The sequence below is a fragment of the Actinomycetospora soli genome (assembly GCF_021026295.1).
In the GTDB taxonomy this organism is placed as follows: domain Bacteria; phylum Actinomycetota; class Actinomycetes; order Mycobacteriales; family Pseudonocardiaceae; genus Actinomycetospora; species Actinomycetospora soli.
In genome coordinates this window covers 372,116-397,647 of the sequence record NZ_JAJNDA010000002.1, presented here as the reverse complement: position 1 = coordinate 397,647, position 25,532 = coordinate 372,116, and the positions used below count along the sequence as shown (strand labels likewise).

The window sequence follows — 25,532 nt, the reverse complement described above, 5'->3', positions numbered from 1 at the left end:
CGGGCTCAGTCGCGGCCCAGGAGGAACCGGCCGAAGTGGGGCACGGTGAACGCGATCCACCCGCGCTCGGCGGAGAAGACGAGGCCCTTGCGCAGCAGGCTGTCGCGGGCCGGGGAGAGCGAGGAGGCGCGCTTGCCCAGGTGCGCCGCGAGCTTCGAGGTCTGCACCGCCTCGTCCCGGCCCTCGGCGAGCTCGGCCATGCCCTGCAGGTACTCGCGCTCGGCGGGGGTCGCGCGCTCGTAGCGCGAGCCGAAGAAGCCGACGGCGAGCTCCGCGCCGGCGTCGGGCGCGGCGACCCGGACGTCGTCGGCGTCGATCGGGCTCTGCACCGCCGCGTCCCAGGCGGCCTTGCCGTAGGCCTGGACGAAGTAGGGGTAGCCGCCGGAGACCTCGTACAGCGCGTCGAGCGCGGCCGGGGTGAGCTCGGCGTCCTCGCGCTTCGCGGGCGCGGTGAGCGCGAAGTCGGCGTCCGCGCGGTCGAGCTGGCCGATCCGCACGTAGCGGAACAGGCGCTCGGAGTAGGACTTCGAAGCGGACAGCACGGCGGGCAGGTGCGGCAGGCCCGCCCCGACGACGACGAGCGGCGCCCCGGACTGCGAGAGCTCGTGGCAGGCGGCGCACAGGGCCGAGATGTCGTCGAGCTGCAGGTCCTGCATCTCGTCGATGAGCAGGGCGACCCCGACGCCGACGTCCGCGGCGAGCTCCGCCACCACGCCGAACAGCTCGACGAGGTCGATCTCGATGTCCCCCGAGTCGGCGCGCCCGGACAGGACCGGCGCGTCGATGCCGGGCTGCCAGCGGTCCTTGAGCTTGGCGTCGGACGGCGTGGCCCGGAGCGCGAAGGCCTTCAGGACGCCGAGCGTCTCCTCGACCCGGTCCGGGGCCCGGTGGCGGACCGCGAGGTCGCGGACCGCGCGGTGCAGCGCCGCGGACAACGGGCGCCGCAGGTCCGCGTCCGGGCGTGCCTCGATCTTCCCCGCGCCCCAGCCTGCCCGGACCGCCATCGAGCGCAGCTCCCCGAGCAGCACGGTCTTTCCGACCCCGCGCAGCCCGGTGAGCACGAGGCTGCGCTCGGGCCGGCCGCGGGCGACGCGCTCGAGCACGACGTCGAAGGCGTGCAGCTCGCGGTCGCGGCCGGCGAGCTCGGGCGGGCGCTGTCCGGCGCCGGGGGCGAACGGGTTGCGCACCGGATCCACGCTCGGAGCGTATGGCGCTCTCTAGATCAGGTCCGATACGTCGCGAGAAACGGCGATCGGCGTGTCGCGGGTGTGACGGCGGAGACAGTCGCGGGTCGACGGACACCGTGTATCAGTTACCGTTGGTACGGGTAACCGCAGGTAACAGTGACCGTCGGTACGGAGGAGTTCAGCACCATGACCACCGTCGAGAACACCCCGAGCACCGGGCGGCGGGACGACGTCGCGGAACGGCTGCTCCGGTCGGCCGGGGAGCTCTCCTACGACCCGCTGGCCGAGGTCGACTGGGAGACCCCGCTCGACCCCGCCCACCACGGCTGCAGCCCGGAGTGGAGCACGCTCTACGGCACGTCCTACTGGGACGAGATGACCGAGGAGCAGCGCGCGGCGCTGACCCGGCAGGAGGCCGCGTCGGTCGCCAGCACCGGCATCTGGTTCGAGATGATCCTGCAGCAGATGGTCATCCGGGACTTCTACGCGAAGGACCCGACGGACCCGGCGTTCCAGTGGGCGCTGACCGAGATCGCCGACGAGTGCCGGCACTCGATCATGTTCGCCCGCGGCGCCCAGAAGCTCGGGGCGCCCGCCTACCGGCCGGCCCGCCACGTGATCGAGGGCGGCCGCGTGTTCAAGGCCGTGGCCACCGGCGAGGCCGCGTACGCGTCGATCCTGGTCGCCGAGGAGGTCCTCGACGTCATGCAGCGCGACTGGATGCGCGACGACCGCGTCGCCCCGTTCGCGCGGACGATCAACAACATCCACGTGGTCGAGGAGGCGCGGCACATGCGCTTCGCCCGCGAGGAGACCCGGGAGCGGCTCGAGGGCGTCGGCCCGGTCCGTCGTCGGGCCCAGGCCCTCCTCGTCGCGTTCGCGGCCTACTTCATCGTCACGAGCATGTGGAGCCGGAAGGTCTACGAGAACGCCGGCCTCGACCCGAAGCGGGCGCTGCGCGAGGCGAAGGCCAACCAGCACCACCGCGCGATGCTGCGCTCGAGCTGCGCGGAGCTGATGGAGTTCCTCGGTTCGGTCGGCCTGCTGACCCGTCCGGCGCGGGCGATCTACCGCGCCGCGCACATCCTGTAAGAGGTCACGCCGTGCCGTTCGCGATCACGCAGTCGTGCTGTGTCGACGCCTCGTGCGTCTCCGCCTGCCCGGTCAACTGCATCCACCCCGCGCCGGGCGAGCCGGACTTCGGGTCGACCGACATGCTCTTCGTCGACCCCCGGGCCTGCATCGACTGCGGCGCGTGCGCCGAGGTCTGCCCGGTCGACGCGGTGTTCCCCGTCGAGAACCTGGTCGGGTCCCTGCGGGAGTACGCCGAGGTCAACGCCGAGTACTACGCCGGACGGGAGGCCCCGGCGGCGCTCGCCGGGTCCCCGCTGTTCCACGCGTGGGACCCGGTGCGCTTCGACCGCGTGCTGCCGGCGGACTTCCCGCGGCTCGACGTCGCGGTGGTGGGGAGCGGCCCGGCCGCGATGTACGCGGTGGAGGACCTGCTCCTGCACACGACCGCCCACGTCACGATCATCGACCGGCTGACCGAGCCGGGCGGGCTGGTGCGCTTCGGCGTCGCCCCCGACCACGCCTCGACCAAGCGGATCGGCGAGCACTTCGCCCGGTACCACGACCACCACCGGGTGCGGATGCGCCTGGGCGTCGAGGTCGGGCGCGACGTCACGGCGGAGGACCTGGGCCGGCAGTACGACGCGGTGATCTACGCGGTCGGCGCCGCCGAGTCCCGCGACCTCGGCCTCCCCGGCGAGGACCTGCCGGGCAACCTCGCCTCGACCACGGTCGTCGGCTGGTACAACGGCCACCCCGAGATCCCGGCCGACGCCGTCGACCTGTCCGCCCCGCGCGTCGTCGTGGTCGGGACCGGCAACGTCTCGCTCGACATCGCGCGCGTCCTGGCGGCCGACCCCGACGCGCTCGCCGGCGTGGCTCCGGGGGCGCTGGCCGCGCTGCGCCGGAGCGCGGTGCGCGAGGTCGTCCTGCTCGGCCGCCGCGGTCCGCGCGAGGCGGCGTGGACCCGGGGCGAGCTGCTCGGGCTGCTGCGCCGCGACGACCTCGAGGTGGTCGTCGACGACCACGACCCGCAGGTGGCGGCGTCGATCGCCGCGGCCGACCCCACGGAGACCGCGAGCCTGTTGCGCGAGGTCCCGCTGCTCTCGTCCGCGCCCGAGCCCTCCCCTTCCCGACGGCGGGTGGTGCTGCGCTTCCACGCCGCGCCCGAGGAGATCGTGGGCTCCGGGCACGTGGAGGGCGTCCGTCTCGTCGGCGGCGACCTGCTCGAGGCCGGCGCGGTGATCCGGGCGATCGGCCACCGCGGCCGGGCCGTGCCCGGGCTGCCCTTCGACCCGTCGTCGGGCAGGGTGCCGCACGTCGAGGGCCGAGTGACCGACCGCCCGGCCACCTACGTCGTCGGGTGGATCAAGCGCGGTGCGTCCGGCGGCATCGGCGCCAACCGGGCCGACGCGGCCGAGACGGTCGCGTCGCTGATCGCGGACGGCGCGGCGGGGGTGCTGGGCGCGGGTGCGACGCGCAACCCGGTCCGCCGGGCGGTGCGGCGGCTCTCGCGTCGGTGAGGGGCCCGCGCTCGGACCACCCAGCGGTGCCGCTGGAGGCCGCGAACGCGTCGTTCGTCCCGGTGATCGCGGCGTATCCGGTCGTATCCCGTCGTATCGCGGCGACGCTAGACGGGCCGAGAGAGTCCGATCAGCGCCCGAGACCGCGCGCCCTCGCCAGCGCGATGGCCGCGTACCGGTCCTCGACCTGCAGCTTCGCGTAGACGGCCGAGAGGTAGTTGCGCACCGTCTTCGTGCTCAGCGAGAGCTCGGCGGCGATCCCGGCGGTGGGTCGGCCCGCCGCGAGCAGGTCGAGCACACGCCGTTCGCGCTCGCTGAGTTCGGGGAACGGCCCGGCCGCGGAGCCGCCGTGGTCGAGGGCGCCGACCGGAACGGCGGGCCCGAGCACCGTGCCACCTGCCACGGCGAGCGCGAGGGCGGCCAGGATCTCCGCCTCGTCCGCGCCCTTCAACAGGTAGCCACGGGCACCGGCGCGCAGGGCGGCCGCCACGGACACGTCCTCCTCGACCATGGTGAGGACCACGACCGCGGGCGGATCCGGTCGGGCGAGGAGCAGGCGGCAGGTCTCGAGTCCGCCGATCCCCGGCATCCGCAGGTCGAGCAGCACCACGTCGACCTCGACCGAGCCCGCCAGGTCCAGGGCCTCCTCCCCCGAGGCGGCCACCCCCGCGCACTCGACGCCGTCGACCCGGTCGATCATCGCGCGCAGGCCCGAGCGGAAGAGCGGGTGGTCGTCCACGACCAGGACGCGCACGGCGCTCACGCGCCCTCGTGCAGCGGCAGGTGCGCGCTCAGGGTCGTGCCGTCGGCAGCGTGGACGACCTCGAGGTCGCCGCCGAGTTCCTCCGCCCGGTGCCGGAGGGAGGTCAACCCGACGCCGGGGACGGCGTCCGGGGCGGCGTGGCCGTCGTCGACGACCGTGACGTGCAGGTGTCCGGCGGCGACCGTCAGCCGCACGGTGCAGGTCGTGGCCCCCGCGTGGCGGGTGACGTTGGTGAGCGCCTCGGTGGCGATCCGGTAGGCGGCGACCTCGACGGCGGCGGGGAGGTCGTCGGGGACGTCCCGGGCCTCGAGTGCGACGGCCGGGTCCCCGGTGGCGACGAGGTCGACGTGCTTGTCGAGGGCCGCGACGAGCCCGACGTCGTCGAGGGCCGGTGGGCGGAGCCCGTGCACGAGGCGGCGGAGGTCGACCAGGGCGTCCTGGAGCGTGCTCTTCAGGGTGGCGGCGCCGGCGGCATCGGCCCGATCCGGCCCGAGCTCGCGGCGCAATCCGTCCAGGGCGAGCACCGAGTGGGAGAGCACCGGGCCGAGGCCGTCGTGGAGATCGCGGTGCAGCCGGCGCCGCTCCTCCTCCCCGGCCAGCACGAGGTGCTCCCGGGCCCGTTGCAGGTCGACGGCCAGGGCCTGGGCGTCGAGCGTGCCGGCGAGCACGCGGGCGAGGGCGTCGACCAGGGCCTCGTCGCGAGGGTCCGGTCCCGTCTCCCCCGGCCGGAGGGCCACCGTCAGGGACCCGAGGAGCCGGCCCCGGGCGCGCAGCGGCACCGTGTGCGTGCGTCGTCCGTCGACGGGCTCCCCGACCGCCGCGACCACGGTCCCGTCCTCGCCCGTGAGAGCGGCGCCCGGGACGTGGAGGACCTCCTGCACGGTGCGCAGGGCCGCCCCGCCGTCTCCCGGGCGGTCCTCGCGGGACGGGTCGTCGAGCCGGGTCCCGAACTCGCGGAGGGCGACGAGCGGGTCCGACCGTCGGCCGTAGAGCAGCCGGTCGACGCCCCGGCCCACGGCCGTCCGGGCGGGCGCGAAGGCCAGGGCGACGGCGGCGATGCCCAGGAAGCCCGCGGCCTCCGGGAGGACGGCGGCGCCGGCGGCCACCACCACGACGTAGAGCAGGTACGTGGCACCCGCGGTGATGGCGTAGACCAGCGACCGGTCCACCACCGTGTCCAGCCCGTGGAGCCCTCCGAGCACGGCGGCGAGGACGGCGGCGGCGACGAGGCTCGTCGCGACGCCGCTGAGCACGTCGTTCAGGGTGGTGGGGATCCCGGGCAGGAACGTGACGCCCACGGCCACGGTGATCGCGAGCGCGAACCAGCGCATCCGGAGCCGATCCGCCCGGTCGGCCCGGACGTAGCGCACGACGAGGCTCGCCAGACACGCGAGCGAGCTGAACACCAGCGCCGTCGTGAGGCCGCGGACCACGTCCATGGGCCACTCCGGCAGGTGTCCGGTCACCGGGCTCGGCGTCCCGTCCTCGAGTCGCGGGTGCAGCAGGCAGGCGACGAGGAGAGCTCCGAAGAGAGCCAGCACGACGACCTGCAACGGGAGCCAGGCGCGGGAGGGGACTCGGCCGGTCGGGAACCACAGTGGGAGCAGGGTGAGCAGCGCGAGGAACGGCAGCCACACGATCTCCGACACCCAGCCGGCGAGGGCTGCGAGCGGGAGCGACCCGGGCGCCGTGTGCAGGCCGAACCCGGACCACTCGGCGAGGAAGAAGCTGAGCGCGAGGCCCGCCGTCGAGAGCAGGACCCACCCGACGCGGTCCCGGGGACGGTGGGCCAGCAGCAGCGCGCCCGCTGCGGGCACGACCGCGCCGGTGATCGCGTCGCCCAGGTAGATGCCCTCGACGCCGGCGAACGCCCCGTTCGCGACCGCCAGTGGTGCCCCCGCCACGGAGAGTGCGCCGGCGAGCCCGGCCACCCCCCACGGCCAGCGTCGACGCTCCGCGGCGGGGGACACGACGACGAGCATGGCGGAGCGACGTCCCGCCGCACCATGGTCGGAATGTCCCGATTCGAGCGGGACATCCGCGCCCTACCGATCGTGGTTCCGGCCGCGCTCTCCTGGGCCTCGTCAGCTGGACGGGTTCGAGGGGGACGGCGATGGATCGGACGAGCTGGATCCGCATCACGGGGACGGCGGGAGTGGTCGGCGCGGTGTGCTGGTCCGTCAAGTGGGTGGCGATCGCGGTGCAGGGCTACTCGGGCGGCGAGCTGGACGTGGTCGCGTTCTTCCTCGGGCTCGCCGGGGTGCTCGTCGGGTCCTGCTCCCTGACGCTGCAGCTGACGGCCGGCCGCAGCCGGGTCACGACGATCGCCGGCTGTCTGGTCGGCGCGGTCGTCGCCCTGCTGGCGGTACCCGGCCTGTCCATCGTCTCGTCCGGACTGTTCGGCGACGAGACGTTCCTGGGCTCGGAGGGAGGCCTGCTCCTGCTGGCCCTGGTCGTCGCGGTGATCGGGGTGACCGGGCTGATGATCCCGGGTCGCTCCCGCGCGCTCGCCTCGTGAGATATCCGGTCGTCTCGCATTCGCGCTAGACGCCCGTAGACGCCGCGATCGGGCCCCGGGCGTCGATGGCGAGCTGCGCGCATCCAGTGGGAGCAGGTCGCCATCGTCGCCGGTCATCGGCTCTCGGCCGGATCGACGATGCGGCGAACCTGCCACTGGATGACAGCAACGACGCTTTCCTGCCACGGGAGCGCGAGCGACTACGACTGCCGCAACGCGTCCAGGCCCGGCCACACCACGGCCATGAGCATGTCGGCGAGGAGGTCGGCCGGCTCCTGGTCGCCGACGACGTGGTCGCCCCCGAGCCACCAGTCGGTGAGCCCCTCCGCCGCGCCGACCAGCGTGTGCGCGATCGGCTCCGCCGCCTCGACCGACCCGCCCAGTTCCGCGGCGAGCATCTCCGCGGCGCGCAGCACGATGCTCCGCCGCGCCGCGTCGACCGGCCCGGCGAACTCGCCCACCGACGCCTGCCGGTAGAGCACGGTCCACCCCTGCCGGTGCGTGGTGACGGCGCCGAAGAAGGCGCGCAGCGCCCGCCGCAGCCGCACGCGCGCACCCGGGTCGCCCGACCCGCCGTCGGGGAGACCCGCCGCCGTCAGTGTCGACACCAGTCGGTCGGCCTCCCGCGCGAGGCACGCGGCGAACAGCTCGTCCTTGGTGCCGCCGTGCGCGTAGACCAGCGGCTTCGAGACGCCGGCGCGCGCGGCGATCGCGTCCATCGACGCGCCGTGCAGCCCCTCCTCGGAGAACACCGCGATGGCCGCGTCAAGCACCTGGCGGCGGCGGACCTCGGGAGCGAGGCGGCGGCGTGTTCCGGCGGTCACGCTTGCATCTTATCTACTGCTGCGTAAAGTAGCGAGCGTCAGCGGGACCGCTGGTACCTGGAAACGCACTCGGAGTGGAGACCGTGGCCGAGAAGATCGACGTCAACGAGCTGGGTCGCAGCGTCGACCTCAAGAAGCTGTCCAACGACGAGCTGGTCGGTGCCCTCCGCGACGCGCTCTCCGAGCCGGAGGGGTCGAAGGGCGTGGACCCGTCGATCTTCGCCCGCCTCGTGAAGGGCGCGAGCAAGTCGCAGCTCGAGGCGATCATGAGTTCCGACGCCCGGCGTCCGGTGATCGACGCGATCTTCGGCCGGATGAGCGAGTTCTACTCGTCGAAGGGCGCGAGCTCGAAGCGCCAGGTCGTGCACTGGCACGTCACGGGCGCGCCCGGCGGCGGCAGCGACGACTACCAGACCGCGATGCAGCACGGCGCCTGCACGGTCTCCACCAGTCTCGACGAGGAACCGCGCACCGAGCTGTTCATGAACGGCACCGAGTTCCTCAAGGTCGTCACGAACAACGCGAACCCGATCACGCTGTTCATGACGCGCAAGCTCAAGGTCTCCGGCGACGTCGGCTTCGCCACCGCCCTGCAGAAGATGTTCACCATCCCCTCCGCCTGAGGTGCGAACCATGTCTTTCTCGATGGAACTGTCCGAGGAGCACACCGACCTCCGGGACTGGGCGCACGGCTTCGCCGCCGACGTCATCCGGCCCGCGGCCGAGGAGTGGGACGAGCGCGAGGCCACCCCGTGGCCCGTCCTGCAGGAGGCCGCGAAGATCGAGCTCTACAACTTCGAGACGCTCGCGTCCTTCTGGGGCGACGAGACCGGCCTGAGCCTGCCGATCGTCAACGAGGAGCTCTTCTGGGGCGACGGCGGCATCGGCATGGCGATCTTCGGCACCACGCTCGCCGTCGCGGGCATCTTCTCCTCGGGCACGCCCGAGCAGATGGTCGAGTGGATCCCGCAGTGCTACGGCGACGTCGACGACGTCAAGGTGGCCGCCTTCTGCTCGTCCGAGCCGGAGTCCGGCTCCGACGTCGGGGCGATGCGCACCAAGGCCGTCTACGACGAGGCCAAGGACCAGTGGACGATCTCCGGCGCCAAGGCGTGGGCCACCAACGGGGGGATCGCGAACATCCACGTCGTCCAGGCCGTGGTCGACCCCTCGCTCGGCACCCGCGGGCAGGCCGGCTTCGTCATTCCGCCGAACACGCCGGGCCTGGAGTCCACGCGCAAGATCAAGAAGATGGGGCTGCGGGCCTCGCACACCGCGGACGTCTTCCTCGACGACGTCGTCGTGCCGGGCTCGTGCCTGCTCGGCGGCAAGGAGAAGCTCGACGAGCGACTGGCCAAGGCCCGTGAGGGTCAGAAGTCCAAGGGCTCGGCGGCCATGCAGACCTTCGAGCTCTCCCGGCCGACGGTCGGCGCGCAGGCCATCGGCATCGCGCGCGCGGCCTACGAGTACGCGCTGGAGTACGCGAAGGGCCGCCAGACCTTCGGGCGCCCGATCATCGACAACCAGTCGATCGCCTTCACCCTCGCGGACATGAAGACCGAGATCGACGCCGCCCGCCTGCTGGTGTGGCGGGCCGCCTGGATGGGGCGCAACGGCGTGCCGTTCGAGGCGGGCGAGGGCTCGATGTCCAAGCTCAAGGCCGGCCGCACCGCCGTGTGGGCCACCGAGCGGGCCATCCAGATCCTCGGAGGCGCGGGCTACTCCCGCGAGCACCCGGTCGAGCGCATGCACCGCGACTCGAAGATCTACGACATCTTCGAGGGCACCGAGCAGATCCAGCAGCTCGTCATCGCCCGGTCGATCAGCGGCCGGCACATCGCCTGAGCCCCCTGCCCGCGCGAGGGGGGCGGGCAGGGTCCCCCGAGAACGCTCCCCCGGCACGGCCCCGGTCGCCCGGCGCGACCGGGGCCGTCGCCGTCCCGGGACCTTCCCGACGTCGGGTCCTGCCGCGGCTCAGTCCCGCCAGCGCGCCACCCCCGGCCCGTCGAGCAGGTCGTACGCGGGCGCGCGGCCGCACGCGCCGGCCACGAGAGCGAGCGCCGGACCGGCCACCACGTCCCCGGAGCCGTGCGCGAGGTCCACGTCCGTGGCCTCCAGGCGGACCCCGTCGAGACGGCCGCGCGGCAGGAACGGGCCGACCGCGCGCGGGGTGGTGAGGAACTCCAGCGAGGGCCGCACGTGGGCGGGGTCGACGTGGTCGACCGAGGCGTACCCGGCGAGCGCCCACAGGACGTCCACCGTGTGCACCAGCACGTCGGTGAGCGACGCCGCGAGCGGCAGACCCGGCGCGTGGAACCGCGACCCCGCGTTCACCTCGAGCACGTCGACCAGCTCCGCGACGTCCCGCTCGGCGAGCGACCGGGCCCAGGCGTCCATCGCCCCGGACGGTCCGCGGTGACGGACCATCGACAGGGCCATCCGCGGCAGGGACACCTCGAACGGCGTGACCATGTGCGCGAGCACCTCGCGGGTCCGCCAGCCCGCGCACAGGCTCGGCCGCTCCCAGTCCTCGCCGTCGAGGGCCCGGAACCGTCGGACCGCGGTGAGACGCTCGGTGCGCAGGATGTCGTCCACGCGCCGGACCGTAGGAGGAATCGCCGTGCAGTGGAATCCACTCCTCGTCGACCAGCTCGAGTTCCAGTGGTCGACGTCCCTGCGGCCGAAGCTCGACGGGCTCACCGACGCCGAGTACCTCTGGGAGCCCGGGCCCGGGGCGTGGACGGTGCGATCGCGCGCGGAGGCGGTCACCCGGCCGTGGGGCGGCGGGGACATGGTGCTGGACCTCGAGGTCCCGGCCCCCGAACCGCCCCCGGTCACCACCATCGCCTGGCGGATGGCCCACGTGATCGTCGGCTGTCTGGGTGTCCGCACCGCGAGCCACTTCGGCGGACCGGCGGACGACGTCGCGACGCACCGGTACGCGGCCACCGCGGACGAGGCGCTCGAGCAGCTCGACGCGGCGCACGACCGCTGGGTGGCCGGCGTGCGCGCGCTCGGCGAGGAGGGCCTCGTCCGGCCGTGCGGCCCGGCCGAGGGCCCGTTCGCGGCCGAGCCGATGGCGGTCCTCGTCCTGCACATCCACCGGGAGGTGATCCACCACGGCGCGGAGATCCTCCTGCTGCGTGACCTGTACCGGGTTTCCCGGGGGTGACGCCGGGCACATAGGTGACACGACCTGTCGTCAGGAAAGGACGTGCCATGGCCGTCGACATCGGACAGTCCCCGGCCGACGGCGGCCTCCAGGCCGACCCGTCCGGCGTGTCCCACCAGCTGACCGAGGCGCTCGGCACCGACTTCTTCTCGGTCCGCCAGCGCTTCACCGCGCAGCAGTGGGAGACGTTCATGGCCGTGCGCCGCTACGTCGACCACGAGGTCCTGCCCGTGGCGGCCGAGGCCTGGGACGCGGCGCAGATGTCGTGGGACGTCATCAACCGGCTCCCGGAGCTCGGGATCCTCGGCGACGACATCGAGGGCAACGGCTGCCCGGGGCTCGACCCCCTGTCCTGCGGCCTGGTGGCGATGGAGCTGGCCCGCGGCGACGGCAGCCTCGCGACCTTCCACGCCGTGCAGTCCGGCCTGGCGATGAAGGCCATCGACATGCTCGGCTCCGACGAGCAGCGGGCCCGGTTCCTGCCGGGGATGGCGCGGCTGGAGACGGTCGGCGCGTTCGGCCTCACCGAGCCCGACCACGGGTCCGACTCGGTGTCGCTGGAGACCACGGCGCGCCGCGACGGCGACGAGTGGGTCCTCGACGGCCGCAAGCGCTGGATCGGCAACGGGTCGGTGGCGCACCGCACCGTGGTGTGGGCGCGCAACACGGAGTCCGGCGACGTCCACGGCTTCGTCGTCGACACCTCGACGCCGGGCTACGCGGCCAGCGTCATCCCGCGCAAGGGCTCGATGCGCTCGGTGTGGCAGGCCGACATCCGGCTCGACGGCGTCCGCGTCCCCGAGTCCGACCGGCTGCCCGGGGCCAGGACCTTCAAGGACACCGGGCGGGTCCTCGCCACCACCCGCGGCACCTGCGCGTGGATCGCCCTCGGCCACGCCACCGCGGGGTACGACGCCGCGCTGCGCTACGCGCTCGAGCGCAAGCAGTTCGGTCAGCCGCTGGCGTCGCTCCAGATCGTCCAGCAACGACTCGTCAAGATGCTCGCCGAGCTCACCGGCATGCAGCTCTACTGCATGCAGATCGCGCAGCTGGCCGAGGTGGGCGACCTGTCGCCCACCATCGCGGGCCTCGCGAAGATGAACAACACCTCGAAGGCCCGCTGGATCCTCTCCGAGGCCCGGGACCTGCTCGGCGGCAACGGCATCCTGCTCGACAACCACGTCATGCGGCACATGGCCGACATCGAGTCGGTGCACACCTTCGAGGGCACCGAGACGATCCAGACGCTGATCGTCGGGCGCGAGATCACCGGGCTGGGCGCCTTCACCTAGGGGCGCTCACCGCCACCACTTCGGGCCCTTCACCTCGACGGACCCGAAGGCCACCTTGCCGGTGACGACGACGTGCGGGCGGCCGGCGGCGGAGCCGTTCCGCCGCTTGTCCTCGATGCTGCCCGCGGTCGCGCTCACACCCTCCAGGGAGGCGCTGGCCGTCTCGGGGAGGCGCAGCTCCACCGAACCGAGGGTCATGTCGACGTCGATCTCGACGACGTCGTGGTCGATCACGGCCTGGGTGAGGTCCAGCTCGGCCGACCCGAGCCAGCCGTCGATCTCCATGCGCCGCGGCACCGCCCACGCGCCGGAGCGCTTCACCGACCCGAGGGTGGCGTGCAACGCGACGGTGCCGCTGGTGTCCCCGCCGGACCAGGCGTCGCGCGGGGTCCGGCGCCGCTCGCGGGACTCGGCCTCGGTGCGGGCCCGGGCCCGGTCGGGGTGGTCGAGCGGCAGGTCGACCACCAGCGAGTTCAGCTCGCGGCGGGTGCGGGCCGTGGTGGCGAGGCCGGAGCGCCGGTCGAACTCGAGGGTGTCGATCAGCCCCCGGCTCACGGCGTCCTGCAGCAGCCCCACGACGTGCTCGCGGTCGTCGTGGTCGACCGGGAGGTCGGCGGGGGACGGCGGCAGGTCGTCGGTCCCGTCCCTGCCGTCCCTGCCGTCCCTGCTGCCCGTTCCCGACGGCGGCTCGGGTGGGGCGGGCGCGGTCGGGTCCTCCGGTGCCGTCGGGGCGACCGGGGCGGCCGGTGCCGGCGCGGTCGGGTCCGGGGTGGTGCGGTCGGTGCGGTCGGTGCCGGTCTGCTCGTCCGTCTGCTCGCTCATGGCGACGACTCTCCCGCCCCGCGGCGTCGTGCACCTCGGGGTCGGACCCTGATCTCGCCGGGGGTCGCACGGCGGCGATCGGGGTGTCTCGGCTCGTATCGGATCGATGCGAGACGGACCGATACGGGCCGAGGGACACGAACCGGTGACGGTTGCGCGCGACCGACTAACGCGGCTCCGGGTGACGACGATGACTCCGGCATGACCCGTTCGGCCCAGCGATGCATCGGGCATCCGGCCGGGTCCGCCCCTCTGAGGAGATCGTCGTGACTGCTCCCGCCCGCGGACCCCGCCGTACCGTCGCCCGGGCGCCGCACGCCGCCGTGCCCGCCGCCCGCCGTCCCGCGGAGGAGGTGCCGCCCGCGTCGCCGGCCGACGTGACCCCGCGCGAGCGCGCGATCCTCATGGCCGTGGCCGCCGGGCGGTGCACGATGAGCCCGGACGGGGCCGACGGCCTGCTCGTCGACGCCCGCCCGTGCGCCGACCAGTTCGCCGGTCACCGCCTGCTGCGCGCGGGCCTCGCGCGGCTCGTCGTGCAGCCGCCGGGGCGGCCCTGCACCGTCGAGCTGACCCCGGCCGGGGTCGCGCTGCTCGGTCTGCCGATCACGCTCTGACGGGCCGGCCGGTCACCACCGGCAGGTGCTCGTACCCGCGCAGGATGCGGGTCCGGCGCCGGACGGGCTCCCCGGCGGACGCCAGGTCCGGGTAGCGCTCGAACAGCGCGCGCAGGGCTACCTCGCCCTCCATCCGGGCCAGGGCGGCCCCCAGGCAGTAGTGGATGCCGTTGGAGAAGGCGACGTGGTCGCGGGCGTTCGCGCGTCCGACGTCGAAGGCGTCCGGGTCGGTGAACACGTCGGGGTCGCGGTTCGCGGCGGCGAGGACGGTCACCACGAGCGACCCGGCGGGGACCTCCTGCCCCGCCACCACGGTGTCCCGCTTCGCCGAGCGGGCGGTCCGGGAGACCGGGGACTCCACCCGGAGCACCTCGTCCACCGCGTTCGCCCACAGGGCGGGGTCCGCGGCGAGCCGGTCCCGTTGGTCGGGGTGGTCGAGGAGCAGCCGGGTGCCGTTGCCGATGAGGTTGACCGTCGTCTCGAACCCGGCCGCGAGTACGAGCAGGGCGGTGCTGGCCAGCTCCGACCCGGTCAGGTGGGAACCGTCGTCATCGGCGGCGGTCACCAGCGAGGAGAGCAGGTCGTCGCCCGGCTCCGCACGCAGCCGGCGCAGGTGCCCACTCATCCAGTCGTGCAGCGCGGCCACGTTGGTCTGCACGCTCGCCCACTGCTCCCGCGGGAGTCCGAGGTCCAGCGAGGCGGCCGCCCCGTCGCCCCACGCGAGGAACTGCTCGCGCATCGAGGTCGGCACGCCGAGCATCTCGGAGATGACGGTGACCGGGAGCAGGCTCGCGTAGCGCGCGACGAGGTCGACCGGGCCGGACCCGTCGTCGAGGGTGTCGAGCAGCTCCCCGGCGATCTCCTCGGTCCGTCCGCGCAGCGCCGCCACCCGCTTCGCGGTGAACGCGCGGGTGACCAGCCGGCGGTAGCGGGTGTGGTCCGGGGCGTCCACCGCCAGCATCGACGGCGGGTCGATCGGGCCCGGGTGCGGCGGCGGGCCGGCGACGCGCAGGGCGAGTCGGACCGGGGCCGGCATCGAGCCGTCGCGGTTCGCCACCCCGAAGTCCTCGCTGCGCAGCACCTCGGTGCACACGTCGTGGTGCACGGTGACCCGCGAGAACGCGCCGTGCGCGAAGGGCCGGCGTGCGCGCAGCCGCTCGTAGTGCGCGAACGGGTCGCCCTGCCGTTCGGGGTCGAGGAGCAGGGCGGCGTCGTCGTTGCCGCGGCGGGCCTGCCGCCGGATGGCCGCGCGCATGATGCCGTGCGTCGCCGCCCACCGGACCGTGTCGCGGATCATGCACCAGGACGGTACGCGAGAGTACCGATCGTGTCGCCCGCGATGTCAGCGGTGGCACACGGCGTGCACCGGACGCCCGCCGTGGGCCACCGCTGACATGCCGGGCGGCCCGACGGGTACACGCCTGCGTGCGCACCACCGTCGCCGCTCGAGGCACCCTGTCCGCCGACCGCGCGTGGGAGCGCTACGCCGACCTCGACGCGTGGCCGCGCTGGGCGCCGCAGATCACCGGCGTGACGGCGCCCGCCCGTCGGCTCGTCCCGGGCCTCGAGGGCGTGGTCCGCGCGGCCGGGGTGGTGCACGTCCCGTTCACGGTGCTCGCGGTCGACGAGGCGGCGCGGACCTGGTCGTGGCGGGTACGCGTCGGACCGGTCCGCCTCGTCCTGCAGCACGGGGTCGAGCCCGACGGCGACGGCTCCCGCACCTGGCTCGTCACCGAGGGCCCCGCGCTCGTCGTCGCGCCGTACACGCCCGTGGCGCTCGTCGCCCTGCACTCCCTGGTCCGGCCGTGACGGGGGACGCGGCGCAGCCCGGCCCGTCCCGGGCGACGGAGCTCGTCCTGGTCTCCGACACGCACGCCCGGTGGATCCCTGACGAGGTGTGGGCGGCGGTCGAGGCCGCGGACCTCGTCGTGCACGCGGGCGACTGGACCGACGTGGCCACCCACGACGCCTTCCTCGCCCGCTCCCGGCACCTGCTCGCCTGCTGGGGCAACAACGACGGCGACGACCTGCGCGCCCGGATGCCCGAGGTGGCCCGCACGACCGTCGGCGGGCTCCGGCTCGCCGTGCTCCACGAGACCGGGGACGCGAAGGGACGCGAGCGTCGCTGTGACGCCTGGTTCGGACCGGACGCCGACGCGCCCGCCGACGTGGTCGTGTTCGGGCACAGCCACATCCCCTGGGACACCACGACACCCGGTGGGGTCCGCCTGCTCAACCCGGGTTCACCCACCGACCGCCGGCGACAGCCGTTCTGTACCTTCATGTCGGGTTCGGTGCGCGACGGAGCGCTCACGATCACCCGGCACGACCTCCCGCCCCGCACCGGACGGCGCTCCTGACGATCACGCATCGTCACACGGACCGTTCGCACACCGGGTGTGAGAACGGTGTACGGCCGCTGCGGGGCACCGATTTCCGCCACCGGGGCAACGTCCCGGCGTCCTCGACCGTCCCCCTTCACGAGCACGGTCAGTGATGCCCGTACCGTTCTCCCGACACCGGGCGTGCGGACCGTGCGCGACCCGACCGCACACGGACGACCAGACGGGAGGACGGCGACCGGCCGGCGGTCCCACGGACCCGCACGCCGAACGCTACGACGACGAGGACTCCAGGAACGCTCCCCAGCTCCACCCCTCCTCGAGCCCCTGCCTTCGAGACGAAACGGCCGATGACGCTTCTAGCCGAGAGACCTGCCGACGAGGTCGACGAGAGTGAACTCGTCGTCGGTCGTCGCATCCAGGAGTTCTCGCAGCTCGCCGGACCCGTCCGGGAGCTGGACGGGGACCCCGCCGACTACCGCGTCTCCTACCGCGGCGTCGACGCCGTGCACGGCAAGGGCCGGGTCTGGCGCTCCCTGCTCGTCGCGGGCCTGAACTTCGCGTTCGAGGCCCTGTTCTTCCTCTGGCTGCTGCACCCCTCGCACCGGCCCCCGGTCGACCAGTACGCCCCGGCGTTCGCGACCTACGCGAACTGGGTGGTCATCGGCTCGATCGGCCTGATGGAGCTCCTGCGGCTCATCAACGTCTTCTCGCTGTCCCTGGCCTCGGTCATCTCCCGCGACCCGGTGCCCGTCCCCCCGGTCGCGAACCAGCGGGTCGCCTTCCTGACGACGATCGTCCCCAGCAAGGAACCGATCGACGTCGTCCGCGGCACCTTGCAGGCCGCGCTGCGCATCCGCTACCAGGGAATCCTCGACGTCTGGATCCTCGACGAGGGCGACGACCCGGCCGTCCGCGCGATGTGCCGCGAGCTCGGCGTCAACCACTTCACCCGCAAGGGCATCGAGAAGTACAACCGCAAGAAGGGCGCGTTCAAGGCCAAGACCAAGCACGGCAACTACAACGCCTGGGTCGCGGAGCACGGGGACTCCTACGAGATCTTCCTGTCCGTCGACCCGGACCACGTGCCGCTGCCGAACTACGCCGAGCGCATCCTGGGCTACTTCCGCGACCCCGACGTCGCCTACGTCGTCGGACCGCAGTGCTACGCGAACGACGAGACCTTCGTGACGCGGGCCGCCGAGTCGCAGCAGTTCCCGTTCCACTCCCTCATCCAGCGCGCGGCCAACCGCTACAACGCGGCGATGCTGGTGGGCACGAACAACGCGATCCGCATCAGCGCGCTCAAGGGCATCGGCGGGCTCTCCGACTCGGTCACCGAGGACATGGCGACCGGCCTGAAGTTCCACGTGCGGCGCAACCCGCAGACGAAGGCGCGGTGGAAGTCGGTCTACACGCCCGACGTCCTCGCGGTGGGCGAGGGCCCGTCGTCGTGGGGTGACTTCTTCAGCCAGCAGATGCGCTGGTCGCGCGGCACGTTCGAGGTGCTGCTCACCGAGTTCTGGCGCCGGCTCCCGATGCTCTCGCCCGGCCGCGCCCTGCACTACATCCTGATCACCACGTTCTACCCGTCGATGGCGATCGGCTGGATCCTCGGCGCGGTCAACGCGGTGCTCTTCCTCGCGCTCGGCGTCCAGGGCGTGGTCGTCCCCGTCCAGCTGTGGCTGGCGCTCTACGTCGACGCCACGGCCTTCCAGCTGTGGGTCTACCTGCGCAACCGGCGCTACAACGTCAGCCCCTACGAGGCCGAGGGCTCCTCGGGCGTCAAGGGCATGCTGATGTCGATCTTCGCCTCGCCGATCTTCGCGGCCTCGCTGATCGCGACGATCCTGCGCCTGCCGGCGAAGTTCGTGGTCACGCCCAAGGGCCTGTCGTCCAGCGCCGACCACGTGCTGACGTTCCGCCGCCACCTCCAGTGGGCCGTCCTGCTGCTCGGCGCGATCATCACGTCGATCTTCATGGGCTACGCGACGCCCGCGGTGCTGCTCTGGCCCTTCGTGGCCCTGTGCGCCTGCCTCGCGCCGCCCGCGCTGTGGATCGTCGAGCGGGTCGTCGGCCGCCAGCCGGTGATCACCGCCGAGCCGTCGCGGACCTCCGACGGCCGCACCGGCATCACCACCGAGTCGCTGCAGCGCGCCGCGCTCGACGCGATGATCGCCGAGGGACCGGCCTCCGCGCCGTTCCGCTCGCCGCTGGTGGGCAAGCTCCCCGAGGGCTGGATCCGCACCGGCGACCGCCGGGTCCCGGCCGGCGTCGGCGCCGGCCCGGAGGCCCCGCGGACCGAGGTCGCGGGCGAGCGGTACCGCCCGCTGCCAGCCGGCTGGGTCCGGCAGGGCGAGCCGGGGGCCGAGTCCCCGGCGGGCCCCGCGCCCGTGTCGCCCGCCGTCGGCACCCCGTCGCCCGGTCCGCGCACCCCGAACCCGGGGCCGCGGCCCGTGCGCCCCGCCGCCGAGGCCGGCCCCGGTGGTCCGCGCCCGCGTCCGGTCCCCGGGCCGACGCCCGGACAGCCGCCGGTGCCGCCGGCCGGTCAGCCGGGCCAGCCCGCCCAGCCGGGTCAGCCCGGTCAGCCCGGGAACGGGCAGGGTCCGCGCCCCGCCGGTCCCGCCCCGCGACCGACCCCCGTCCCGCGGACCACGGGCCCGCGGCCCACACCGCAGCCGGGACGACCCACGCCCGCGCCGCCGGAGCGCCCGGCCGCGGAGCAGCCCCCGGCGCGCCCGACGCCCCGCCCGGACCAGCGGCCCGAGCAGCGCCCCGAGCCGGTCCGCCCGGTCCGTCCCGAGCCGCACCGGCTCCGTCCGGCCGCGGCCGGTCCGGAGGTCCCGGAGACGCCCGAGTCGCCGGCGGCGCCCACGGTGCACCGCAACGGGATCACGCCGATCGAGCGCCGGTCGCGGACCACGGCCGACGGCCGTCCGGCCCGCCCCGCGACGCCCGGGGAGCCCGCGGCCGACGCGACGCCCGCCGTGAACGGCAGCAACGGCACCCACGGCACCAACGGGTCCACGCACGGCACCAACGGCGCGTCGAGCCCCGGCGCGCCGGCGAACGGCACCCCGGTGAACGGTCGGCCCGTGCCGGCGACGAACGGCACGAACGGCGCCGGTCACACCGAGGTCACACCCCGCGGCGGCGAGGATGCCCCCGACGACGGTCTGACGACGAGCGAGCGTGCCCTGCACGCCTCCACGGTGGCGGTGCGCGTGGTCGCCCTCGCGGCGGTGGCGCCGCCGGCGGGCCGCTCGGACGACGCGCGCCGTCGTGTCCGCCAGCCGGAGCAGACGGAGGCGAGCTGACCCGGCCGGGTCCGTCCTCGTGACGGCGATCCGGTCGGGCACGGCACACGAACACGAGGTGGTGCCCCGGGCGTGACCGGGGTGCGAACGGGTCCCGTCAGCGTGGATGGGACTCTGGGCGGCAGGACCCGACCGGTCCGCCGGAGGACGACGACCACGAACGACACCGGGGGTGGCTCGGCAGGATGTCGGCACGACGGAGGCACATCGCCTCGGGCGCGCTCGCGATGATCGCGGCGCTGACGCTGGCCGGGTGCTCCGGCGGGGGCACCTCCGAGGAGCCGGCGCCGCCCCAGACGATCGTCCCGGCCGCGGCCTCGGAGTTCTGGGTGGACCCGGCGTCGACCGCGGCCAAGCAGGTCGAGCAGTGGCGGGACCAGGGCCGGAGCGCGGACGCGACGGAGCTGGAGAAGATCGCCCGGCAGCCGGTCGCCCGCTGGATCGGCAGCGACGGCAACACCGGCGACGAGGTCAGGGGCCTCGTCGGTCAGGCGAAGGCGGCCGGCCGCACCGCGGTGCTCGTCGCCTACAACATCCCGAACCGGGACTGCGGGCTGTACTCCCAGGGCGGGGCGTCCGACGACGGCGCCTACCGCGACTGGGTCTCCCAGTTCGCCTCCGGCCTCGGCGGCACGCGGACGGTCGTCATCCTCGAGCCGGACGCGCTGCCGCAGACGCTCACCAACTGCGAAGGCCAGGGCGAGCAGGAGGGCCGCGAGGCACTGCTGGCCGACGCGGTCCGGACGCTGAGCCAGGCCGGCGGCGAGGTCTACATCGACGCCGGGAACCCCGGCTTCGTCACCGACACCGGCAAGCTCGCCGACGGGCTGCGCAAGTCCGGCGTGGAGCAGGCGGCCGGGTTCGCCCTCAACGTGTCCAACTTCCAGGCCACCGACGACGTCGAGTCCTACGGCAAGAAGGTCTCCGACCAGCTCGGCGGCAAGAAGTTCGTCATCGACACCAGCCGCAACGGCAACGGGTCCTACGACGGTCCGCAGCAGCCGACCTGGTGCAACCCGCCGGGCCGGGCGCTCGGCACCCCGCCGACCCGTGACACCGGCGACTCCCGGGTCGCGGCGTTCCTGTGGATCAAGGAGCCGGGCGACTCCGACGGCGAGTGCCGCGGCGCCCCGAAGGCCGGCGAGTGGATGCCGGACTACGCGCTGGGCCTGGCGAAGGCCGCGAAGAGCTCCTAGGTGGTTGCGCCGCGGGCGCACCGTCCGGGGCCACGGCCCCGGACGGTGCGCACGGGCGCGCGGCGCTCCTAGTAGCCGTGCACGACCGCGGCCATGTCCTCGGCGCCGTGTCCCGCGGCCGAGGCGACCGCGAGCCGGTCGGCCACGGCGTCGGCGAGCGTGGTCGCCGTGCCCGCCTCGGCGAGGGCGTCGCGGATCAGGTCGGTGTCCTTGATGACGCCGTCGAGCTCGAACGAGGGCGTGTAGTCGCCGGTGATCATGGCCTTGCCCTTGAGCTGCACGTAGGGCGCGTCGACGGCCTGACCCTCGACCGCGTCGAGGAACTGCTGCGGGTCGAGGCCGAGCCCGCGCGCCAGCGCGATCGACTGGGCGATGCCGTTGACCATGACGCCGATCCAGGCGTTCACCGCGAGCTTGAGCCTGCTCCCGTCGCCGAGGGTCTCGCTCACCCACTGGGTGCGCGCGCCCATGGCGTCGAAGGCGCCCGCGACCTTCTCGCGCAGCGCCGACGGCCCGGACGCGAGGATCACGAGCTTGCCGTTCTCCGCCGGCGCCTTCGTACCGAGCACCGGGGCGTCGAGCACGTCGATCCCGTGCTCGGCGGCGAACGCCTCGACCCGCCGGGTGCCCTCGATCCCGACGGTGCTCGCCTGCACCCACACCGCGTCGTCGCGCAGCGAGCCGGCGGCGTCGGCCATGACGGCGAGCACGGGCTCGATGTCGAACAGCATCGTGATGACGACGTCGGCGTCCGCGACGGCCTCGGCGGCGGAGCCCGCCACGGTGGCCCCGTCGTCGGCGAGCGGCTTCGCCTTGTCCGCGCTGCGGTTCCAGACGGTGACGTCGAGGCCCTCGCGCAGCAGGCTGCGCGCCATGCCCGCGCCCATGATCCCGGTGCCCAGGACGGCTACTGAAGTCATGGACGGGGACTACCCCTGGCGGCCCATCGCGAAGAACTCGGCATTCGGGCGCAGAGCGGTCAGGTGGGCCAACCGGTTCGACATCGCGAAGAGTGCCGTGATCGACCCGACGTCCCAGATCTCGTCGTCGGACAGACCCGCCTCACGGGCCGCGTCGACGTCGTCGTCGGTGAAGCTCGCGGAGTCCACGGCGAGGCTCAGGGCGAGGTCGACGATCGCCCGCTGCCGACCGGTGAGCTCCGCGCCGTAGGGGTTGGTGCCGACCGCGTCGGCGAGGAACGGGTCCTTGCTGCGCACCCGCAGGATCGCGCCGTGGGCGACGATGCAGTAGGTGCAGTGGTTCGCCCCCGAGGTCGCGACGACGACGAGCTCGCGCTCGGCCTTGGACAGGCCGTCGTCGGAGTCCATCAACGCGTCGTGGTAGTCGAGGAACGCCCGGAGCTCGCGGGGGCGACGCCCGAGCGCGCGGAAGATGTTCGGCACGAACCCGGACTTCTCGGCGATCGCGCCGACCCGCTCCCGCAGGTCGTCGGGGAGGTCGGAGAGCTCCGTGACGCCGAATCGGCTGACCTGGTCCATGGCCGCAGACCCTAGGCGCGCCGCGGGGGACGGAGAAGCACTCACGGGGGCGAGGCCCACCGCACGTGGCACCGCGCCGCGGTGACGTCCTTGATGCGCTGCACGGCCGGCTGCGACCGCGCCTCGAGGTCGGTCAGCCGGGCCCGGTCGATGCGGTTGGGGTCGCCACGGGTGGCGGCGAGTGACCCGAGGGCCTGGTCGGTGAGGTCGGAGACGGTGCGCCAGTCGGCGGCCAGCTCGGGCGGCGCGGTGGCCCGGAGGTCGTCGACCTGCTTGCGCGCCGCCGCGCTCGCGACGGCCACGCCGCCCTGCCCGGCCTGCGGCGAGGTCTGCTCGGCCTGGACCCGCACGACGGTGTCGCAGTACGACCTCACCGCCGGGTCCACCGGCGGCGGCCCGGCGTCCTCCCCCGCCCCGCCGCACCCGGCGAGCAGCAGCGTGCCCGCGAGCACGGCTCCGATCGGCACCCGCCGCAGCATCCGCGTCCCCCGTCCGTGTCGTGACCCGGGCGAGATGGTCTCCCAGCCGGCGGGCGGGCGGCCCGGCGGGGGTGACGGTGGGCGGAGTGCCCTCCCGCCCGGCCGGGTCGTCATGTCACAGTGACCCCTCGAACGTGACGGAGGGCGACGGGGAACGGGGTGAGTGCCGTGCACGTGACCGACGAGCACCGCGCGATCGTCCGCCGGTGGTGCACCGCGCGGGTGCCGGAGACGCAGCGCGACTCGATGCAGATCTCCTACTCGGAGCGCGCCGGCCGGATCACGCTGTCCTGCCGCCGCGCGCCGGTGTTCCCCGAGCTCGCCACCGAGTGGTCCACTGCCCCCATCGCGCAGCTGCGCTACGACGCCGCGGACGGCCGCTGGGTGCTGCTCTGGCCGGACTCCGGCGGCCGCTGGCACCGCTACCCCGACGAGACGAAGGCCTCGTCCCCCGCTCCGCTGCTCGACATCGTCGACGCGGACCCGACCGGCATCTTCTGGGGGTGAGCGGGGCGACGGGGATCGGCCGTCCCGACGCGGCGGCCGTCGCCGCCCGGGTGGGCGCCTTCTCGCACCGTTCCCGACGACGGGTCGACCCGGCCTCGCTGCCCGAGGTCCGGTCCTCCCGGGACGGCTCGATGCGCCCGCCGCGCCGGGCCGCGGTGGCGGTCGTCGTGCTGGACGACCCGCAGCGCGGGCCCGGGGTCCTGCTGACCCGCCGCACCTCGAAGCTCCGGGACCACCCCGGGCAGTTCGCGCTGCCCGGCGGCTCGCTCGACCCCGGCGAGGACGCGGTGACCGCGGGGCTGCGGGAACTCGACGAGGAGCTGGGCCTGCGGCTCGCCCCGTCCGACGTGGCGGGGCTGCTCGACGACTACCCCACGCGCTCGGGCTTCGTCATCACCCCCGTCGTCATGACGACGTCGGCGCCCCTGGACTCCCTGGTGCCCTCACCCGACGAGGTCGCCCGGCTCTACCACGTCACCCTCGACGAGCTCGACGTCGAGCCCTCCTACCTCGAGATCCCCGAGTCCGACCGGCCGGTGGTGCAGCTGCCGATCGTCGGGCACCGGGTGCACGCGCCGACGGCCGCGGTGCTGCTGCAGTTCACCGAGGTGGCGCTGCACGACCGCCCCACGCGGGTCGACGGACTCGAGCAGCCGGTGTTCGCCTGGCGCTGATCCGGCGTCGTCGTCGGGAGCCTTGACCGTTAACGATGCGTGACGAGCGCCCCGTTCCCATGCGTCCCGGGTATCCCCCGTGTATCTGTGGTCAGGCACCCTGACGAAGGAAGCGTGAGCGCTCGTGTGCGGAATCGTTGCTGCGTACGGTGACATCGACCCCGAGAAGTGCGAGCGGATGCTCGCGCGGATCCACCACCGCGGCCCGGACGACTCCGGGCGGGTCCGGTTGGAGAGCGCGTGGCTCGGCCACCAGCGCCTCTCGATCATGGACGTGACCGGCGGCAAGCAGCCGATCGCCGACGAGACCGACTCGGCGTACGTCGTGGGCAACGGCGAGATCTACAACCACGCCGACATCCGCGAGGCGCTCTCGGAGGTCCGGTTCGCCACCGACTCGGACACCGAGTCGGCGTTCCGGCTGGTCCTGCGCGACGGTTCGGCCGCGCTGCACGACCTGCGCGGCATGTACGCGCTCGCCATGGCGCACACCGACGGCCACGGCGTCGTCGCCCGCGACCCGATCGGCATCAAGCCGCTCTACTGGGCGAAGCTGCCGGGCCTCACGCTGTTCGCCTCCGAGCTGCGGGCCTTCGACGAGGCCGACCAGCCGCTGGTCGAGGCGTTCCCGCCCGGGTACGTCTGGAGCCCGGGCCTGCCCGACTCCGGGATCGACGTCGCCGAGGGCACGATGGTCCGGTTCGCCGACGCCGTGCCGGTGCACGTGCGCCCCGCGCGCTACGCCCCGGACAAGCAGTGGGACGACGACGTGCTCGCCCACGTGCGCGGGGTGCTGTCCGACTCGGTGCGCCGGCACATGATGTCCGACGTCCCGGTCGGCGTGTTCCTCTCCGGCGGCCTCGACTCGGCGATCGTGGCGGCCGTGGCCGCGCAGGTCGCCGCGGAGAAGGGCGAGAAGCTGCCGACCTTCGCGGTCGGGACCGAGACCAGTGCCGACCTGCTCGCGGCCCGGGCGGTCGCCGAGTACCTCGGCACCGACCACCACGAGATCGTGCCGACCGCGGAGGACCTCGAGGAGGCCCTCGACGAGGCCGTCACGGTCATCGAGCACTTCGACCCGGCGCTGGTGCGCTCGGCGGTGCCGAACCTGCTGCTGGCCCGGGAGGCGGTGAAGCACGTCAAGGTGGTGCTCACCGGCGAGGGCGCCGACGAGCTGTTCGCCGGCTACTCCTACGTGCACACCGACCCGGCCTTCGCGACCCCGGACGCTCTCCAGGCCGAGCTCGTGCGCTCGATCGAGACGCTGCACGAGCTGAACCTGCAGCGCTGCGACCGCACCACCATGAACTACGGCCTCGAGGCCCGCGTGCCGTTCCTCGACGCCACGGTCATGGAGGAGATGCTCGCGATCCCCGCCGAGTGGAAGCTCATGGGCGAGGGCCGCACCGAGAAGCAGCTGCTGCGCGAGGCGTTCCAGGACATGGTCCTCGACGACATCCTCTGGCGCGGCAAGGAGCAGTTCGGCGACGGCTCCGGCGCCGGCGACGTGCTCGCCAGACTCGTCGAGAAGGAGAAGGCGAAGGAGGGCGCGCAGGGCGCCGAGCCGCCCGTCGTCGAGAACGGCTGGGAACTGCGCAGCGACGAGGAGGTCGCGTACTACCGGACGTGGCACCGGTCGTTCGCGGGAGTGAAGCCCAACGCGACGCTGGGCGCGTTCGCCACGGCCTGAGCGCGGACCCGGGTCCGGCCGTTCCGGACGGCGCGGACCCGG

Annotated in this window: 25 protein-coding genes; 15 read left to right on the top strand and 10 right to left on the bottom strand. The window is 73.9% G+C overall.

The window, feature by feature from the left end:
• Positions 1 to 5 precede the first annotated feature (5 nt).
• Positions 6 to 1,196 carry an ATP-binding protein gene (locus tag LN037_RS04460; RefSeq protein ID WP_230750197.1) on the bottom strand — a complete coding sequence of 397 codons (1,191 nt, stop codon included), beginning with the start codon at positions 1,194 to 1,196 and terminating at the stop codon, positions 6 to 8.
• Between the two features lie 177 nt (positions 1,197 to 1,373).
• On the opposite strand from LN037_RS04460, the gene LN037_RS04455 reads away from it, so the two are divergent.
• Both LN037_RS04455 and LN037_RS04450 read left to right on the top strand, forming a co-directional pair.
• Positions 1,374 to 2,279: an AurF N-oxygenase family protein gene (locus LN037_RS04455; protein WP_230750195.1), complete on the top strand. Its 906-nt coding sequence runs from the start codon at positions 1,374 to 1,376 to the stop codon at positions 2,277 to 2,279.
• An 11-nt stretch (positions 2,280 to 2,290) separates the two neighbouring features.
• Positions 2,291 to 3,781 carry an FAD-dependent oxidoreductase gene (locus LN037_RS04450; protein WP_230750193.1) on the top strand — a complete coding sequence of 497 codons (1,491 nt, stop codon included), beginning with the start codon at positions 2,291 to 2,293 and terminating at the stop codon, positions 3,779 to 3,781.
• A 130-nt stretch (positions 3,782 to 3,911) separates the two neighbouring features.
• On the opposite strand, the gene LN037_RS04445 is transcribed toward LN037_RS04450, so the two are convergent.
• Positions 3,912 to 4,544 (bottom strand): response regulator transcription factor, encoded by a 633-nt coding sequence (locus LN037_RS04445; protein WP_230750191.1) that lies wholly within the window; start codon positions 4,542 to 4,544, stop codon positions 3,912 to 3,914.
• Positions 4,541 to 6,526, bottom strand: coding sequence for a sensor histidine kinase (locus LN037_RS04440; RefSeq protein WP_230750189.1), 1,986 nt, complete (start codon positions 6,524 to 6,526; stop codon positions 4,541 to 4,543). The genes LN037_RS04445 and LN037_RS04440 overlap by 4 nt, the downstream gene beginning before the upstream one ends.
• Positions 6,527 to 6,657: 131 nt before the next feature.
• Here LN037_RS04440 and LN037_RS04435 point away from each other — a divergent pair, with 131 nt between their 5' ends.
• The gene (locus LN037_RS04435; RefSeq protein ID WP_230750188.1) at positions 6,658 to 7,062 is read left to right on the top strand and encodes a hypothetical protein; all 405 of its coding nucleotides are present in this window, start codon (positions 6,658 to 6,660) and stop codon (positions 7,060 to 7,062) included.
• 200 nt (positions 7,063 to 7,262) lie between these two features.
• Here LN037_RS04435 and LN037_RS33350 read toward each other — a convergent pair whose 3' ends face one another.
• A complete protein-coding gene (locus LN037_RS33350) occupies positions 7,263 to 7,886 on the bottom strand; it encodes a TetR/AcrR family transcriptional regulator (protein WP_230750186.1) in 624 nt (207 codons plus the stop codon).
• 83 nt (positions 7,887 to 7,969) lie between these two features.
• Here LN037_RS33350 and LN037_RS04425 point away from each other — a divergent pair, with 83 nt between their 5' ends.
• Positions 7,970 to 8,509: an SCP2 sterol-binding domain-containing protein gene (locus tag LN037_RS04425; RefSeq protein WP_230750184.1), complete on the top strand. Its 540-nt coding sequence runs from the start codon at positions 7,970 to 7,972 to the stop codon at positions 8,507 to 8,509.
• Between the two features lie 10 nt (positions 8,510 to 8,519).
• Positions 8,520 to 9,731, top strand: coding sequence for an acyl-CoA dehydrogenase family protein (locus LN037_RS04420; RefSeq protein WP_230750182.1), 1,212 nt, complete (start codon positions 8,520 to 8,522; stop codon positions 9,729 to 9,731).
• A gap of 129 nt (positions 9,732 to 9,860) precedes the next feature.
• Here the strand turns inward: LN037_RS04420 and LN037_RS04415 are convergent, their stop codons facing one another.
• Entirely contained in the window at positions 9,861 to 10,481 is a 621-nt protein-coding gene (locus LN037_RS04415) for a maleylpyruvate isomerase family mycothiol-dependent enzyme (RefSeq protein ID WP_230750180.1), read from the bottom strand.
• Positions 10,482 to 10,500: 19 nt separating this feature from the next.
• Here LN037_RS04415 and LN037_RS04410 point away from each other — a divergent pair, with 19 nt between their 5' ends.
• Both LN037_RS04410 and LN037_RS04405 read left to right on the top strand, forming a co-directional pair.
• A complete protein-coding gene (locus LN037_RS04410; RefSeq protein ID WP_230750404.1) occupies positions 10,501 to 11,058 on the top strand; it encodes a DinB family protein in 558 nt (185 codons plus the stop codon).
• A gap of 47 nt (positions 11,059 to 11,105) precedes the next feature.
• Complete coding sequence (locus LN037_RS04405; RefSeq protein WP_230750178.1) at positions 11,106 to 12,350, top strand: acyl-CoA dehydrogenase family protein; 1,245 nt, start codon at positions 11,106 to 11,108, stop codon at positions 12,348 to 12,350.
• 6 nt (positions 12,351 to 12,356) lie between these two features.
• On the opposite strand, the gene LN037_RS04400 is transcribed toward LN037_RS04405, so the two are convergent.
• Positions 12,357 to 13,172, bottom strand: a complete 816-nt coding sequence (locus LN037_RS04400; RefSeq protein ID WP_230750176.1) for a DUF1707 SHOCT-like domain-containing protein — start codon at positions 13,170 to 13,172, stop codon at positions 12,357 to 12,359.
• Between the two features lie 266 nt (positions 13,173 to 13,438).
• On the opposite strand from LN037_RS04400, the gene LN037_RS04395 reads away from it, so the two are divergent.
• Entirely contained in the window at positions 13,439 to 13,786 is a 348-nt protein-coding gene (locus LN037_RS04395) for a hypothetical protein (RefSeq protein WP_230750174.1), read from the top strand.
• On the opposite strand, the gene LN037_RS04390 is transcribed toward LN037_RS04395, so the two are convergent.
• Positions 13,776 to 15,083, bottom strand: coding sequence for a cytochrome P450 (locus tag LN037_RS04390; protein WP_230750172.1), 1,308 nt, complete (start codon positions 15,081 to 15,083; stop codon positions 13,776 to 13,778). The genes LN037_RS04395 and LN037_RS04390 overlap by 11 nt on opposite strands.
• A gap of 128 nt (positions 15,084 to 15,211) precedes the next feature.
• On the opposite strand from LN037_RS04390, the gene LN037_RS04385 reads away from it, so the two are divergent.
• From LN037_RS04385 to LN037_RS04370, 4 genes are all read left to right on the top strand, one after another.
• The gene (locus LN037_RS04385; RefSeq protein ID WP_230750171.1) at positions 15,212 to 15,595 is read left to right on the top strand and encodes an SRPBCC family protein; all 384 of its coding nucleotides are present in this window, start codon (positions 15,212 to 15,214) and stop codon (positions 15,593 to 15,595) included.
• Positions 15,592 to 16,146, top strand: a complete 555-nt coding sequence (locus LN037_RS04380; RefSeq protein WP_230750169.1) for a metallophosphoesterase family protein — start codon at positions 15,592 to 15,594, stop codon at positions 16,144 to 16,146. Before LN037_RS04385 ends, LN037_RS04380 begins: the two co-directional genes overlap by 4 nt.
• Positions 16,147 to 16,478: 332 nt before the next feature.
• The gene (locus LN037_RS04375) at positions 16,479 to 19,445 is read left to right on the top strand and encodes a glycosyltransferase family 2 protein (protein WP_230750167.1); all 2,967 of its coding nucleotides are present in this window, start codon (positions 16,479 to 16,481) and stop codon (positions 19,443 to 19,445) included.
• Between the two features lie 185 nt (positions 19,446 to 19,630).
• Positions 19,631 to 20,641: a glycoside hydrolase family 6 protein gene (locus tag LN037_RS04370; RefSeq protein ID WP_230750165.1), complete on the top strand. Its 1,011-nt coding sequence runs from the start codon at positions 19,631 to 19,633 to the stop codon at positions 20,639 to 20,641.
• Between the two features lie 68 nt (positions 20,642 to 20,709).
• Here LN037_RS04370 and LN037_RS04365 read toward each other — a convergent pair whose 3' ends face one another.
• Genes LN037_RS04365 through LN037_RS04355 form a run of 3 tightly spaced genes read right to left on the bottom strand, consistent with a single transcriptional unit; the run spans position 20,710 to position 22,607 of the window.
• The gene (locus LN037_RS04365; protein WP_230750163.1) at positions 20,710 to 21,561 is read right to left on the bottom strand and encodes an NAD(P)-dependent oxidoreductase; all 852 of its coding nucleotides are present in this window, start codon (positions 21,559 to 21,561) and stop codon (positions 20,710 to 20,712) included.
• Positions 21,562 to 21,570: 9 nt separating this feature from the next.
• The gene (locus LN037_RS04360; protein WP_230750161.1) at positions 21,571 to 22,140 is read right to left on the bottom strand and encodes a peroxidase-related enzyme; all 570 of its coding nucleotides are present in this window, start codon (positions 22,138 to 22,140) and stop codon (positions 21,571 to 21,573) included.
• Positions 22,141 to 22,181: 41 nt separating this feature from the next.
• Positions 22,182 to 22,607, bottom strand: coding sequence for a hypothetical protein (locus LN037_RS04355; protein ID WP_230750159.1), 426 nt, complete (start codon positions 22,605 to 22,607; stop codon positions 22,182 to 22,184).
• Positions 22,608 to 22,787: 180 nt separating this feature from the next.
• Here LN037_RS04355 and LN037_RS04350 point away from each other — a divergent pair, with 180 nt between their 5' ends.
• The 3 genes from LN037_RS04350 (at position 22,788) to asnB (ending at position 25,490) form a co-directional block, all read left to right on the top strand.
• On the top strand, positions 22,788 to 23,126 hold the full coding sequence (locus LN037_RS04350) for a DUF3024 domain-containing protein (RefSeq protein ID WP_230750157.1): 339 nt from the start codon (positions 22,788 to 22,790) through the stop codon (positions 23,124 to 23,126).
• Positions 23,123 to 23,800: an NUDIX hydrolase gene (locus LN037_RS04345; RefSeq protein ID WP_230750155.1), complete on the top strand. Its 678-nt coding sequence runs from the start codon at positions 23,123 to 23,125 to the stop codon at positions 23,798 to 23,800. Before LN037_RS04350 ends, LN037_RS04345 begins: the two co-directional genes overlap by 4 nt.
• Positions 23,801 to 23,924: 124 nt before the next feature.
• Positions 23,925 to 25,490 carry an asparagine synthase (glutamine-hydrolyzing) gene (asnB, locus tag LN037_RS04340; protein ID WP_308286101.1) on the top strand — a complete coding sequence of 522 codons (1,566 nt, stop codon included), beginning with the start codon at positions 23,925 to 23,927 and terminating at the stop codon, positions 25,488 to 25,490.
• Positions 25,491 to 25,532: the final 42 nt, after the last annotated feature.

What these genes read in the sequence shown, in the direction of transcription:
- LN037_RS04390 (WP_230750172.1), bottom strand. Translation starts at nt 15,083, where the DNA reads ATGATCCGCGACACGGTCCGGTGGGCGGCGACGCACGGCATCATGCGC.
- LN037_RS04400 (WP_230750176.1), bottom strand. Translation starts at nt 13,172, where the DNA reads ATGAGCGAGCAGACGGACGAGCAGACCGGCACCGACCGCACCGACCGC.
- LN037_RS04435 (WP_230750188.1), top strand. Translation starts at nt 6,658, where the DNA reads ATGGATCGGACGAGCTGGATCCGCATCACGGGGACGGCGGGAGTGGTC.
- LN037_RS04360 (WP_230750161.1), bottom strand. Translation starts at nt 22,140, where the DNA reads ATGGACCAGGTCAGCCGATTCGGCGTCACGGAGCTCTCCGACCTCCCC.
- LN037_RS04370 (WP_230750165.1), top strand. Translation starts at nt 19,631, where the DNA reads ATGTCGGCACGACGGAGGCACATCGCCTCGGGCGCGCTCGCGATGATC.
- LN037_RS04455 (WP_230750195.1), top strand. Translation starts at nt 1,374, where the DNA reads ATGACCACCGTCGAGAACACCCCGAGCACCGGGCGGCGGGACGACGTC.
- LN037_RS04440 (WP_230750189.1), bottom strand. Translation starts at nt 6,526, where the DNA reads ATGCTCGTCGTCGTGTCCCCCGCCGCGGAGCGTCGACGCTGGCCGTGG.
- LN037_RS04420 (WP_230750182.1), top strand. Translation starts at nt 8,520, where the DNA reads ATGTCTTTCTCGATGGAACTGTCCGAGGAGCACACCGACCTCCGGGAC.
- LN037_RS04365 (WP_230750163.1), bottom strand. Translation starts at nt 21,561, where the DNA reads ATGACTTCAGTAGCCGTCCTGGGCACCGGGATCATGGGCGCGGGCATG.
- LN037_RS04375 (WP_230750167.1), top strand. Translation starts at nt 16,479, where the DNA reads ATGACGCTTCTAGCCGAGAGACCTGCCGACGAGGTCGACGAGAGTGAA.
- LN037_RS04405 (WP_230750178.1), top strand. Translation starts at nt 11,106, where the DNA reads ATGGCCGTCGACATCGGACAGTCCCCGGCCGACGGCGGCCTCCAGGCC.